The 14,064-nt window shown below is 47.6% G+C and carries 11 protein-coding genes; 9 read left to right on the top strand and 2 right to left on the bottom strand.

Annotated elements, in window-relative coordinates:
* Nucleotides 1-16 precede the first annotated feature (16 nt).
* From typA to AB1I50_RS02780, 4 genes are all read left to right on the top strand, one after another.
* Entirely contained in the window at nucleotides 17-1,837 is a 1,821-nt protein-coding gene (gene typA / locus AB1I50_RS02795; protein ID WP_407724690.1) for a translational GTPase TypA, read from the top strand.
* Entirely contained in the window at nucleotides 1,834-2,718 is an 885-nt protein-coding gene (locus tag AB1I50_RS02790) for a 3'-5' exonuclease (RefSeq protein ID WP_407724689.1), read from the top strand. Before typA ends, AB1I50_RS02790 begins: the two co-directional genes overlap by 4 nt.
* A 161-nt stretch (nucleotides 2,719-2,879) precedes the next feature.
* Complete coding sequence (locus AB1I50_RS02785) at nucleotides 2,880-4,583, top strand: S1C family serine protease (RefSeq protein WP_407724688.1); 1,704 nt, start codon at nucleotides 2,880-2,882, stop codon at nucleotides 4,581-4,583.
* Nucleotides 4,584-4,741: 158 nt separating this feature from the next.
* Nucleotides 4,742-5,299 (top strand): HdeD family acid-resistance protein, encoded by a 558-nt coding sequence (locus AB1I50_RS02780; RefSeq protein ID WP_407724687.1) that lies wholly within the window; start codon nucleotides 4,742-4,744, stop codon nucleotides 5,297-5,299.
* A gap of 211 nt (nucleotides 5,300-5,510) precedes the next feature.
* Here the strand turns inward: AB1I50_RS02780 and rlmD are convergent, their stop codons facing one another.
* Nucleotides 5,511-6,878: a 23S rRNA (uracil(1939)-C(5))-methyltransferase RlmD gene (rlmD, locus tag AB1I50_RS02775; RefSeq protein WP_407724686.1), complete on the bottom strand. Its 1,368-nt coding sequence runs from the start codon at nucleotides 6,876-6,878 to the stop codon at nucleotides 5,511-5,513.
* A 165-nt stretch (nucleotides 6,879-7,043) separates the two neighbouring features.
* Here rlmD and murC point away from each other — a divergent pair, with 165 nt between their 5' ends.
* Complete coding sequence (murC, locus tag AB1I50_RS02770) at nucleotides 7,044-8,429, top strand: UDP-N-acetylmuramate--L-alanine ligase (RefSeq protein WP_407724685.1); 1,386 nt, start codon at nucleotides 7,044-7,046, stop codon at nucleotides 8,427-8,429.
* Nucleotides 8,430-8,472: 43 nt separating this feature from the next.
* On the opposite strand, the gene AB1I50_RS02765 is transcribed toward murC, so the two are convergent.
* Nucleotides 8,473-9,804 (bottom strand): MATE family efflux transporter, encoded by a 1,332-nt coding sequence (locus AB1I50_RS02765; protein WP_407724684.1) that lies wholly within the window; start codon nucleotides 9,802-9,804, stop codon nucleotides 8,473-8,475.
* Nucleotides 9,805-9,979: 175 nt separating this feature from the next.
* On the opposite strand from AB1I50_RS02765, the gene AB1I50_RS02760 reads away from it, so the two are divergent.
* From AB1I50_RS02760 to AB1I50_RS02745, 4 genes are read left to right on the top strand one after another with little or no spacing between them, the layout of a single operon-like run.
* Nucleotides 9,980-10,609 carry a class I SAM-dependent methyltransferase gene (locus AB1I50_RS02760; protein ID WP_407724683.1) on the top strand — a complete coding sequence of 210 codons (630 nt, stop codon included), beginning with the start codon at nucleotides 9,980-9,982 and terminating at the stop codon, nucleotides 10,607-10,609.
* 3 nt (nucleotides 10,610-10,612) lie between these two features.
* Nucleotides 10,613-11,371, top strand: coding sequence for an SDR family NAD(P)-dependent oxidoreductase (locus AB1I50_RS02755; protein ID WP_407724682.1), 759 nt, complete (start codon nucleotides 10,613-10,615; stop codon nucleotides 11,369-11,371).
* A gap of 5 nt (nucleotides 11,372-11,376) precedes the next feature.
* On the top strand, nucleotides 11,377-12,264 hold the full coding sequence (locus AB1I50_RS02750; protein ID WP_407724681.1) for a YihY/virulence factor BrkB family protein: 888 nt from the start codon (nucleotides 11,377-11,379) through the stop codon (nucleotides 12,262-12,264).
* 30 nt (nucleotides 12,265-12,294) lie between these two features.
* Nucleotides 12,295-14,043 carry an ABC transporter ATP-binding protein gene (locus tag AB1I50_RS02745; protein WP_407724680.1) on the top strand — a complete coding sequence of 583 codons (1,749 nt, stop codon included), beginning with the start codon at nucleotides 12,295-12,297 and terminating at the stop codon, nucleotides 14,041-14,043.
* The last annotated feature ends 21 nt before the right edge of the window (nucleotides 14,044-14,064 follow it).

Raw genomic sequence — 14,064 nt, 5'->3', positions numbered from 1 at the left:
TTTATGGAGTATGATTATGGACGTAAGAGAAGATTTAAGAAACATCGCGATTATCGCGCACGTTGACCACGGCAAAACTACGCTTGTGGATCAGCTTTTGAAGCAGAGCGGTATTTTCAGAGCAAATGAAAATGTCGAGGAAAGGGTAATGGACTCAAACGACCTCGAAAGGGAAAGAGGAATTACAATTCTCTCAAAGCCCACCGCCGTGCTTTACAACGGAATTAAAATCAACATCGTGGACACCCCCGGACACGCCGATTTCGGCGGCGAGGTTGAGCGTATTTTGCAGATGGTAGACGGCGTTGTTCTGCTCGTAGACGCTTTTGAGGGCTGTATGCCCCAGACGAGATTCGTGCTCAAAAAGGCTCTCGGCCTCGGCAAAAAGCCGCTGGTTGTGCTCAACAAAATCGACCGTCCCGGCGCGCGTCCCGAGGAAGTAGTCGACGAGGTTCTCGACCTCTTTATCGAGCTCGGCGCCGACGAGGATCAGCTTGAATTCCCGGTAATTTACGCTTCCGCGCGCGACGGCTACGCAACCGAGGATTACAACGAAGCAGGCACTGATATGAAGCCGCTGTTCGACGCTATTATCCGCGAAATTCCCGCTCCCAAGGGAGAGCTTGACGGCGGACTTCAAATTCTCATCTCAAATATCGACGCCGACAACTTTGTCGGCAGAATCGGCGTGGGCAGGGTAGAGAGAGGTCATGTTAAAAACGGCCAGTCCGTAACCCTCTGCCATACCGACGGCACTACAAAGAATGTGCGTATCGGCAAGCTGTACCAGTTTGAGGGACTTAAAAGAATCGAGTGCGACGAGGCAAGCCTGGGCGACCTCGTATGCATCAGCGGTATTCAGGACATCAATATAGGCGAAACGCTCTGCTCAACCGACTGCGTAGAGCCGCTTCCCTTTGTAAAAATCGACGAGCCCACCGTTACAATGAACTTTATTGTAAACAACTCTCCCTTTGCAGGCAGAGAGGGCAAGTACGTTACCTCGAGAAATATCCGCGACAGGCTCTTTAAGGAGACCGAGACAAACATCGCGTTAAGGGTTGAGGAGACCGACAGCGCCGACACATTCAAGGTTTCGGGCAGAGGCGAGCTCCACCTTTCAATCCTTATCGAAACAATGCGCAGACAGAATTATGAGTTCCAGGTTTCGCGCCCCGAGGTTATCACAAAGACAATCGACGGCAAGCTTCACGAGCCTATGGAGTTCCTCATTGTCGAGGTTCCCGACAGCTACGTCGGCGCTGTTATGGAAAAGCTCGGCTCGCGTAAGGCAGAGCTTGTAAATATGGGAACGCGCGACGGCGGAGTTACACATATTGAGTTCAGAATTCCGGCGCGCGGACTTATGGGCTACCGCCCCGAGTTCCTTACCGACACCAACGGCAACGGTATTATGAACCATGTTTTTGACGGCTATGAGCCGTGGAAGGGCGAGATTGTAACCCGTCACCAGGGCTCGCTCATCGCCTTTGAAACAGGTGACACCGTAACCTACGGATTGTATGCCGCTCAGGAAAGAGGCAGACTGTTTATCGGCGCAGGCGTTCCCGTTTACGAGGGAATGATTGTCGGCGCAAGTCCCAAGTCTGAGGACATTACCGTTAACGTCTGCAAGAAAAAGCACATCACCAATACCCGTGCCTCGGGTTCAGACGACGCATTAAAGCTCACACCGCCCACGGTTATGTCGCTCGAGCAGTGCCTTGAGTTTATCGCGGACGACGAGCTTGTTGAGGTTACACCCGAAAATATCAGAATGAGAAAGCGTATACTGTCCAAGGAACAGCGTATGAAGCAGGCTTTTCGTAAAAAATGAGTTACGTAATTCTTGATTTGGAGTGGAACGGCGCTTTCAGCAAGTCCGCTCAGAAGTTTGTCAATGAAATAATCGAGTTCGGTGCGGTAAAGCTCGACAAAAAGCTGAATGTTGTCGATACCTTCTCGTCGCTTATCTCGCCCAAAATCGGCAAAAGGCTCTCGGGCAAGGTCAAGCAGCTCACAAAGATAAACTTTGAGGAGCTTGTTGACGGCGGAGTTGATTTTTTCACCGCGGCGGACAGCTTTGCAAAGTTTCTCGGTGACAGCACGCTGATGACCTGGGGAACCTCAGACATTCACGCGCTGATTGAAAACTATCTTTTCTACACAAAGGATTATCACATTCCGTTCTTAAAAAGCTACTGCGACTTGCAGGAGTACTGCCAACGCGCCCTTGACCGCTACGACGCGGCAAATCAAATGGGGCTCGGCGTGTGCGCGGAGCTTTTGGGGATTGAGTTTTCCGAGGACGAGCAGCACAGGGCAGAGGCAGACGCGCTTTTAAGCCGCGAATGTCTTGTTAAGCTGATTGACAAATACCCTGTTTCAAGCTGCGTATTAAAGGCTGACTGCGAGGAATTTTACCGCAGGATGATGTTCAAAAATTACTTCGTTACCGATTTGAACACCCCCGGCATTGATAAGGAAAACTTAAAATTCAACTGCGACCTCTGCGGAAAAAGAGCACGGCGCGTTAAAAAGTGGAAGCTCCACAACAAAAACTTCACCTCGGACTTCTACTGCAAAAGCTGCGACCATAAATTTACCGCGAGGGTGTCGTTTAAGCGCAGGTACGACGGAATAAAGGTCAACCGCCGTATTATAGAGAAAAAGAAAGAACAGCCGGAAGTAGAAAACAAGGCGGCTGTTCAGCAATAAAAGCATAAACCCGGGTTTTACTCGGGTTTTTCTTTAAAAACTCAAAAAACACAAAAATATTTCAAGGTTATTTCATACAGTTTTCACTTTGGGGAATTATTATAATTACAACATCAAAAGACAAGACCGCAACAGCGGCTGCCATAAACGGAGGTAATATCATGACAGATTATAACAACGACAAATTTGACGGTATGAACGAAGTTCAGTCAGAGGAAACTCCTATTACTAATGAAACCCCGTCAGAGGAAAACTTAAATTCAACCGACGTTTCGAGCAACGATATTTACAGTTCGTCGTCGCACGAAGAGCCCGAGGCTCAGGATGAGGGCTCGTACGAGTGGAACGCCGAACCAAAGGAAGAAACAACCGAGTATCATTACTCATATATAAACGGCAACAACAAGGACGCCGAGCATAACCCGAATAATTATAACGACAATTATTCTTCATACGGAACCTCGAACACCTCGCAGTCATATCAGTCCGATTCCTACTCGGACAACGCGAATACTCAGACTGCAAATCAGCAGGCAAATCCGTATTCCTATAACTACTCAAACACTTATAATAATTATTCCTCAGCTCCGAATTACAACAGGCAGCATACTCAAAGCTACAATCAGCCGCCTACAAAAAAGGAGAAGAAGAAAAAGGAAAAGAAGCCCGTTTCACGCGGATTTATCGCGGCAATGCTTGTTATTACGGTGCTCTGTTCAGCGGCACTCGGCTTCGGCGGAGGAATGCTCGCCAAAAATATGAACACCACCACGAACGGTAACGTAACAATCAATCAGGTAAATTCCTCGGGAGTTAAAAACGCAGGCACAACCACCGCCGCAAGCACTTCCGAAATTGTTAAGAAAACCGCCGACAGCGTTGTAGAAATCGCGACCGAGGGCGTTGTAACAGGCAACTTTGCACAGCAGTACGTTACCAAGGGCGCAGGCTCTGGCGTAATTATCTCGGCTGACGGTTATATCGTTACAAACCACCACGTTATCGACAACGCAAAGACCATCAAGGTTACGCTCCGCGACGGTCAGACCACATACGACGCTACCCTTATAGGCAGCGACGAGGACAACGACATCGCGCTTCTTAAGGTAAACGCGGAGGGACTTACCCCGGCAACCTTTGGCGACAGCGCTTCCCTCGCGGTAGGCGACTATGTTGTAGCAATCGGCAATCCGCTCGGAACTCTCGGCGGAACAGTAACCGACGGTATCGTATCAGCTCTTGCAAGAGAAGTTACAATTGAGAACAAGAATATGACCTTGCTCCAGACTAACGCTCAAATCAGCCCCGGCAACTCGGGCGGCGGACTTTTTAACGCAAACGGCGAGCTCGTCGGCATCGTAAACGCCAAGGACAGTGCGACCGAGGTTGAGGGTATCGCATTCGCAATCCCCGTAAACAACGTTATCGACATCATCAAGGACTTGCAGAACTACGGCTACGTTACAGGTAAAATCGACCTCGGAATGGAGTTTGTCGATATCAATTCAAACGACACCGCGTTCTATTACGGAGTTAATCAGCTCGGCTGTTACGTTCTTTCCGTAACAAGCGGCTCTAACGCCGAAAAGGCAGGCTTTAAGCGCGGCGACCTTATCACCGCTGTAAACGGCACTGAAATTTCCCAGTCGTCCGAAATCAGCAAGGCGCTTGAAAATAACAAGGTCGGTGACAAAGTAACCCTGACGGTTTCACGTTCAGGCAGAACAACCGATATTGAGCTTGAGCTCGAGGAGTACGTTCCCTCGGCAAAGCTGAATTCCGACAACAGCCAGAGTCAGCAGCAACAGCAGCAACAAATGCCTCAGGGCGGCTCAGACCTCTGGGATCAGATTTTCGGCTGGTAACCGACCGGTTAAACCAATAATAAGAGATTTACTAATCATTGTTTATTCTCCTTGTTTTTGCGGAGCTGTGTAAAAACAGCTCCGTTTTTTGTTTTATAGGTTGACTTATAATTCTTTTATGGTAAAATAAAAGTATAAAAATGTTTAGGAGGTTTTGTATGGCGGACGAAAAAACAAGAAAAAGCTCATTTTTCAGCAGCAATATTTTTGAGGGATTACTATTTATCCTTTTGGGTGTAGCAATCCTGGTATGGCCTAATCATGCGCTTAAAACGCTCTGCGTTATCGCAGGTATCGCGGTCGGTTTAATGGGAGTACTAAAATTTATATTCTTCATTAAAACCCCGAAAGAGGAACGAAAAATCGGGATGATAATTGTCGGCGTTATCCAGCTCGCCTTCGGAATAGCGCTGATAGCGGCTTCCGAGTTCTTCATCAATCTGTTCTTTGTTATAACGGGACTTATGCTCGTTTACGGAGCGTTTTTGATGTTTTTCAGAGCTGTACAGCTCAGGCGCGTAAAGGGCGTGATGTTTGCGCTCTCGATTATTTTCGGAATAATCTACACAATTTTAGCGGTGATTATTTTTATGAACCCCGAGGGCTTCGCGCAGTTTATAACCCGAATTCAGGGAGTTGCCCTGATTTTTGAGGGCTTAGGCTTGATAATAGTGCTCAGAAATCTAAAGATTTCCTTTGAAATGACAAAAGAGTAGAATGACGGATTCTTCCGTGCAGTAAAAAACGGACTGATTATTCAGTCCGTTTTTGGTTAGTTATTTATACTATTCTCAGATAAAAGACTTTAAAACATATGTCGATGGAAAATTTTGCAGAACAAGGCGGAGGACGCCGCAAGGCTGACGCCTTGCAAGGACGACAACGCAGTTATGCGGAATTTTACACGGCAGATGTTAAAGGATTTTATTAGAGAATAGTATTAATTGTCAACAGCGCCACGCTCTCTACATGCGCTGTTTTTGGGAACATATCCACAGGGGTGACTTCTACGGTTTTGTAGCCGAGGGCGTCAAAGTATTTCAAATCTCTCGCCAAGGTCGCAGGGTCGCAGGAGACGTAAACCACCCTATCGGGCTTCATCTCTGCTATAGTGTTCACAAGCTCCTCGCCGCAGCCCTTGCGCGGAGGATCGACGATAATCACATCGGGTTTAAGTCCGTTTTGTTCAAGCTCTTTAGCGGCATTTGCCGCGTCCGAACAAATAAACTCGGCGTTGGTAATTCCGTTGTTTACGGCGTTTTCACGCGCGTCCTTAACCGCGTCGTCAATAATTTCAACGCCAATCAGCTTTTTGCAGTCCTTCGCCATCGTCAGCCCGATTGTGCCTGTTCCGCAGTAGAGGTCGAGCAAAACCTCGTTTCCGCTGAGATTTGCATACTCCCTTGCCTTGCCGTAGAGCCTTTCAGCCTGTGAGCGGTTGACCTGCCAGAACGAAAACGGCGAAATCTTAAACTTCAAACCGCATAGCTCGTCGGTGATGTAACCGTTGCCGTAGGCTGTGCGGTTTTTCGCGCCTAAGACGACATTTGTATTTTCTCTATTAGAATTAAAAATCACAGTTTTGAGGTTAGAAATTCTCTCCCTGAGCATTTTAACAAGAATATCCTCGCCCTTAATTCCGTTGCCGTTCACAACATAGCAGACTATAAGCTCGTCAGTTTTTTCGCCTATTCGGATGTACAAGTGCCTTAGCCTGCCCTTACCCGTCTGCTCGTCATAAACCGAGGCGTTTGTAAGCTCGATAAACTCCCTTGTAACCTCGATGACTTCGCTGAATATTTTAGGTTGTAGGGAGCAGTCGGAGCAGTTTACAATCCTGTGGCTGTGAAAGGCGTAAAAGCCAATCAGCAAATTGCCGTCTTTGTCCCTGCCGACGGGGAACTGAGCCTTGTTGCGGTAACGCTCCGTCTGGTCGCAGGCGATAATCGGCTTAATATCAGTATTAATTCCGCCGATTCGCCTTACCGCGTCAGCCACCTTCTGGCTTTTTATATCACATTCGGCGGAGTATTTAATGTGTCTCCATACACAGCCGCCGCATTTTGAAAAGCACTCGCAGTCGGGCTCGGTTCTGTCCTTTGACGGAGTTATAATCTCCTCAATCTTGCCGAAGGCGTAGGTCTTTTTGACCTTCAAAATTTTAACCCTCAGAAAATCCCCGACGGCTGAAAGCGGCACAAATACCGCGATACCCTCATCGGTTTTTCCCACACCGCTGCCGTCGGCGGTGGCAGAGGTGATATTCAGTTCTATAATATCGTTTTTCTTCAACATAATATCCCTGCAAACTTAATAAACTTATAATATTATCTTACCATTTTTACGCTTATTTGGCAACATTTTAAGAAAATTGTATTTAGGTATTTATTTTTTCTGAAAAATAGCTTATAATTAAAGTTAATGTAAATAGCACAAAACATTCTGAACGGAGTTGTACTTATGGATTACGATAAATTACTTAATGAGATAAAGCGAATTCATTTTATCGGTATCGGCGGCAGCGGAATGTGCCCGATTGCCGAGATTATGATGAGCGAGGGCTTTGAGATTTCGGGTTCTGATATGAACGAGGGCGAAACGTTTGACAAAATGAAGGGCTATGGAATTCCCGTTTATATGGGACACGCGGCGGAGAATATCAAGGGCGCGGAGCTTGTTGTATATTCCGCGGCGGTTAAAGAGACCAACCCCGAGCGCAAGGCGGCTGTGGAGCAGGGAATTCCCTGCATTGAGCGCAGCGTAATGCTCGGAGTTGTGTGCAGAAGATACAAGCGTTCAATCGCCGTTTCGGGCACTCACGGCAAGACCTCAACCACCGCTATGCTCTCGCAAATTTTAATCGGCAGCGGCTTTGACCCGTCCGCGATTATCGGCGGAAAGCTTCCGTTCATCGGCGGCAACAGCTACGTAGGTCAGAGCGACATCATCGTCTGCGAGGCGTGCGAGTACGTTGACACCTTCCTGCAGCTAAATCCGTTTATCTCTATTATCCTCAATATCGACGCGGATCACCTCGACTATTTTAAGAACCTCGACAACATCAAAAAGTCGTTCAACCAGTTCTCCAAGCAGACAACAGGTCTGCTCGTTATCAACGGCGACGACCAAAACACCCTCGACGCGGTTAAGGACGTTGACATAGAAAAAATCACCTTCGGCTTCGGCGAGAATTGCGATTACCGCGCGGTTAACATAAGCGCCGACAAGGGCGTTCACGAGCAGTACGACCTGCTCTATAAGGGCGAAAAGCTCACGAGCGTAAAGCTGATTGTGCCCGGCAGACACAATATTTATAATTCCCTCGCGGCGGCGGCGACGGCTCATTATCTCGGCGCAACCCCGAACGAAATTTCCGAAAATCTGCACAAGTTCGGCGGAGTTCACAGACGTTTCGAAATTCTCGGAACTCCCTGCGGAATCACCGTTGCGGACGACTTTGCTCACCATCCCACCGAGCTCACGGCAACGCTCAACGCCGCAATGCAGATGGGCTTTAACAAGGTTTGGGCGGTGTTCCAGCCGCATACCTTCTCAAGAACCGCAATGCTCCTTGACGACTTTGCCGAGGCGCTCAAAATCCCCGACGTTGCAATTGTGTCCGAGATTTTGCCGGTAAGAGAGACCAACACATATAACATCTACGCCACAGACCTGACGGCGAAAATCCCCGGCAGCGTTTACCGCAAGACCTTTGAGGAGATTACCGACTACGTGTGCCAAAACGCCAAGGAGGGCGACCTTATCCTCACAATGGGCGGCGGCAACGTCTATATGTGCGCGAATATGATTAATAAACAGCTAAAGTTTATGGAAGAAAATAACTGATAAAAACGGTTCTAATCTCAACTGAGGTTAGAACCGTAACTTTTTATTCCTTAACAACTCTTTTTGTTTTCCACTTTCCGCTTTTCCAGCGCAAAATCATCATAACGCCGCGGATACATTCGTCGGCGGCAAGGGCAATCCACAAGCCGTAAATTCCCATACCGAACACAACCGCTAAAAGGTACGAGCCCAAAACGCTTATCAGCCAGTTTGAGAAAATCGCGCAGAAGGTGGGGAAGTACACGTCCCCCGAGCCTCGCAGACAGGCAATCAAAACAATGTTTGTCGTCCTGCCGAACTCCAGTACGGTGTTAATCAAAAGAATATTCGCGCCCATCGTTATAACCGCCTCGTCCGCGGTGAAAATCCCCATTAGCTGAGATCTTAAAATCACGCCGATTACGCAAATTCCTGCCGCAATCGCGAGCGCGAAGGAGTACGAGCGAAAGCCCTGACGGTATGCTTCTTCCGTTTTTTTCGCGCCGACCAAATGCCCTGTGATAATCTGAGAAGCCTGGGCAATCGCCACCGCGAAAAGATAGAAAAACATGGTTATATTTTGAACGTAGGTTTTTGTGATAAGCTCAGCTTCCGTCAGGAAGTTGAGCACCAGCGACGTAATCACAAGCTGCGAGAGGTTGTACAAAAAAGTCTCCAGCGCCGACGGTATGCCGATTTTGAAAATGTCCTTCAAATCGCCCTTGGGGAACGGCTTTAACAGCTTGAAAATCGAGGGCTTTTCAACCTTGGTAAAAAGTACAATGCCGAGCACAATCATTCCGGCAATACGGCTGAATGTCGTGGCAATCGCAACGCCCGTAACGCCGAGCTTCGGAAATCCCAGCAGCCCGAGTACAAACAGCACGTCAAGTCCGGTGTTGACGATGTTCATTCCAACCGTGACGTACATCGTGATTTTTGTCAGTCCGTGGTTGCGGATAATAACGGAAGCGTTGCTCAGCACCGCCTGCAAAAATATAAATCCGCCGACGATTGAAAGGTACTGCCCCGAAAGCTCAAGCAATTGTCCCTTAGCGCCGATAAAGCTTAGAATTTGCCTGTTGAACAGCACAAGCCCAAGGCTTATCACAATTCCGAATATAAAGTTAATTGTAAGCGAGAGTGCCGCAATCCGCGAGGCGTTCTCGCGTTTTTCAGCGCCCAAATACTGCGAAATCAGCACCGCGCTCGCGCCTGAGATAACCGTAAAAACTATCGTTACAATCGACACCGCCTGATTAGCCGTGCCAACTGCCGAAGCCGCCAAGTCGTCGTAACGGCTCAGCACAAAAACATCGACAAAGCCAAGCAGCATAAACAGCGCGGTTTCGATAAATATAGGCCATGCAAGGTTAAACAGCTTTAACTGATTCATAAAATCACCTGCCTTAGTTCATTATACAAAAAGAATTTGCAGAATTCAATTTATAAAAGCAATTTTATGTTCGTGAATGTCGATAATTTGATATTTATTTAACTTGACTGCACACCCTTTGGAGTTATATAATATATTCGTATAGATATATCTTGTGATTTATGGAAGTGATAAAATGAAGTATCATAAGCTGGTAGAAAACGCCGTAAAGCCCGAGGGCTTTTGGGGCAAGTTGATGATTCGTTCAATGAACAAGGGGCACTCCGACCTTACCGACTGGGCGTTGTGCCATATTGATATTAAATCCGGAGATTACGTGTGTGATATTGGCTGCGGCGGCGGAAAAACCGTCGGTAAGCTTGCGAATATGGTAGGCTCAGGCAAGGTTTACGGCATTGATTACTCGGATTTATGCATAAAAAAGGCAGAAAAGCTAAATCATAAAAATGTGCTCTGCGGCAAGGTTAAGTTCTCGCAGGCATCTGTTTCGGCACTGCCGTTTGAGGACAGCAAGTTTGATTACGTAACCGCCGTAGAAACCTACTATTTTTGGCCTGACAAGCTAAACGACCTAAAGGAGGTTTTCAGGGTTCTCAAGCCCGGCGGAAAGCTCTTGCTCGTCTTTGAAATGTTAAAGGACGAAAAAGATCCCGATAAGTGGAAAAAGGTCGAGGAGAGGCTCGGTATTGAAGCAGTATCGCGCGAGGGCATTTACGAAATGCTCGACAGAGCAGGATATCTCAATATCCGCACCTATGTAAAATCCGGCACGACGTGGCTTTGCGCCGTTGCCGAAAAGGAGTAATTGATGAAAGCTTTAATAACAGGAGCAAGCTCGGGAATAGGCAGGGAATTTGCCCTGTATCTCGCTGAGCTCGGCTACGATTTGATAATCTGCTCGCGCAGTACCGACAAGCTTAACGCCCTTAAGGACGAGATTAAAAACGTCAGCGTGCGAGTAATTACAATTGACCTTTCGCGCGAATCCGACGCTTTTGATTTGTACGAGCACCTAAAGGAAGAAGATATCGACGTGCTCATCAACAACGCAGGCTTCGGAGCGTTCGGCAAGTTCCTCAACGTTCCGCTCGAGCGCGAGGTCGAGCTTATCCACACCAACGTAAGCTCGGTTCATATCCTCACAAAGTGCTTTTTGAAGGATATGCAGAGCAAAAACAGCGGACTTATCCTAAACGTCGGCTCAATGGCAGGCTTTTCCGCAGGGCCGAAGCTGTCGAGCTACTACGCGTCCAAAAACTACGTTGTCCGCCTTACCCAGGCAATCAACGAGGAGCTCAGGCGCGACGGCAGTAAGGTGAAAATTTCCGTACTCTGTCCCGGACCGGTCGAGACGAACTTCAACAACGTCGCGAACGTCCGCTTTACCACCAAGGGGCTAAACGCGCGTGACGTTGCGCGTTATGCCTTTGACAAGGCAAGACAGGGCAAAATAATTATTATCCCCGGATTTTTGATGAAAACCGTCAAGTTTTTCGAGCATTTCCTGCCCGAAAACTTGCTGACGAGGATTTCCTACAACGTGCAGTCGAAAAAAGAGGGTAAATAATTTCGATGTACAAAAAGGTAAAGAAGTTTTTCGGAGCAATCTCGCCGTTTCTCAAAAAGATTGAGGACGACAATATTTTTGCAATCTCAGGCCAATCCGCATTCTTTTTGCTGTTGGCCTTAATTCCGTTTGCGATGTTCGCGGTATCAATTCTGCAAAACCTGAATATTCCCGTGAGCAAGTTCGACCGCTTTTTCAGGATTATTTTTAACGACGCGGTGTCGGCGCAAATTTCAAACTTCCTAGGCAACGTAAACAAGGGCTCGGTGAGCGTGCCGTTGATTACAATGTTCTTTACGCTGTGGTCGGCGGCGCAGGGCGTTCACGCTATAACAAGCGGACTTAACCGTATTCATCATACATACGAAAACCGCAACTGGTTCTTGGTGCGGTTCAGGGCGATGTTCTACACGGTTGTGTTTGTGTTTATCCTGTTTGCCACAGCCTTTGTAATCGTGCTTGGCTCGTCAATCCAAAACGCCATAGCTCAGCACGTGCCCGAGCTTCCGAATATTGTCGCGGTGTTATACAGGTTCAGGTTTATAATAATCTTTGTTTATCTGGTCTTTTTGTTTTCATTTATCTACCGCAACCTTCCGAACCTCACGCACGAAACCCGCGCGGAATATAAGTTAATATATCAGCTTCCGGGCTCATTGCTGTGCGCCACGGCGTGGATATTGCTCTCGTGGGGAATTTCAATTTACGTGGGCGATTTCAACGGCTTTTCAATTTACGGCAGTCTTTCAAAGGCCGCGGTAATGATGGTGTGGCTGTACTTTTGTATTTTGTTTTTGATGTTCGGAGCGGAAATCAACTGCCACTACCATGTTCAGATTAAGCATTTTATAGATAATAAAATTCTCAGAAAGAATAAAAGGAAGAAACGTTAGGGTATCGGAGTAATTCAAAGGAGAGATAGTATGATAAAAACCTTAGCTGTACATATTAAGGGGTATATCAAAGAGTCGGTGATGACGCCGCTGTTTATGATTCTCGAAGTCGTAATGGAAACCATAATCCCCATGCTTATGGCGACTATGATTGACGACGGCGTGTCAAAGGGCAACTTAAACCACGTTGTCACCACAGGGTTGATAATGATACTCTGCGCGCTTGTGGCGTTATTTGCAGGCTATATGGGCGGAGTGTACGGAGCAAAGGCTTCCGCAGGCTTTGCAAAGAACCTCAGGGAAGCTATGTTTATAAATATCCAGAGCTTTTCGTTCGCGAATATTGACAAATATTCCACCGCAGGTCTTGTTACCAGAATGACAACCGACGTCACCAACCTGCAAAACGCCTACCAGATGATTTTGCGCATCTGCTTCAGAGCGCCAATAAACCTCATCGCGGCTATGACAATGACAATGCTGATTAACGCAAAGCTTGCGACGGTTTACCTTGTGGCAATCGCGTTTTTGGCGGTTGTGCTTATCTTTATAATCAGCAAGACCTATAAGCTGTTCTCCGAGGTTTTCGAGCGTTACGACGACCTCAACGCTTCCGTTCAGGAGAACGTATCATCAATCCGCGTGGTAAAGGCTTATGTCCGCGAGGATTACGAGGTTAAAAAGTTCAACAAAGCGACCTATATGCTCTACAAGCTCTTTGTTAAGGCGGAGAATATGATGGTATCGGTATCTCCGCTTATGATGCTGACAATCTACGGCTCAATGATAGCGATTAGCTGGTTCGGCGCGAATATGATAGTCGGCAGCGAGCTTACCACAGGCGAGCTGACAAGTATGCTGACCTTCTGTATGCAAATTCTTATGAGCCTTATGATGCTCGCGCTGATTTTTGTAATGCTCACAATGAGTATGGCAAGCGCAAAGCGTATCGCAGGCGTGCTTGATGAAGAAACAACGCTTAAAAATCCCGAAAATCCCGACTTCAATGTTCCCGACGGCAGCATTGATTTTGAAAATGTGTTTTTTAGCTACAGCGAAAAAAGCGAACGTCCCGTACTGAACAATATTAACCTAAGAATAAAATCAGGCGAGACAATAGGAATTATCGGCGGAACAGGCAGCTCAAAAACCAGCCTTGTCAACCTTATCGGCAGACTTTACGAAGTAAATTCCGGCTCGGTCAAGGTAGGTGGTAAGGATGTCCGCACATACGACCTCGAAACTTTACGCGATAAAGTATCAGTAGTTTTGCAGAAAAACGTGCTGTTCAGCGGTACAATCCTCGACAACCTCCGCTGGGGTAATGAAAATGCAACCGAGGAGGAGTGCATAAACGCCTGCAAGCTTGCCTGCGCAGACGATTTTATTCAGATCTTCCCCGACAAATACAACACCAAAATCGAGCAGGGCGGTACTAACGTATCGGGCGGACAAAAGCAGAGACTGTGCATAGCCAGAGCGCTGCTCAAAAAGCCGAAAATCCTTATTCTCGACGACTCCACCAGCGCGGTTGATACCGCGACCGACGCCAAAATCCGCAGGGCATTTGCCGAGGAAATTCCCGACACCACCAAGCTCATTATCTCTCAGCGCGTTTCGAGCGTAGAGAACGCCGACCGTATTGTTGTAATGGACAACGGCGAGATTAACGCCGTCGGCACTCACGACGAGCTTATGGACTCCTGCGAAATCTATAAAGAAATCTACGTTGCCCAGACCGTCGGCAACGGCGATTTTGACAAGAAAGGGGAGATGTAGTATGCCGGCACTGCGCGGAAG

Origin of the sequence: Ruminococcus sp. NATIVEDY161 (assembly GCF_045819895.1) — a bacterium.
Taxonomy (GTDB): domain Bacteria; phylum Bacillota; class Clostridia; order Oscillospirales; family Acutalibacteraceae; genus Ruminococcoides.
Note: the sequence above shows the minus strand (reverse complement) of the source record. Positions and strands in the feature narration are given on the sequence as shown.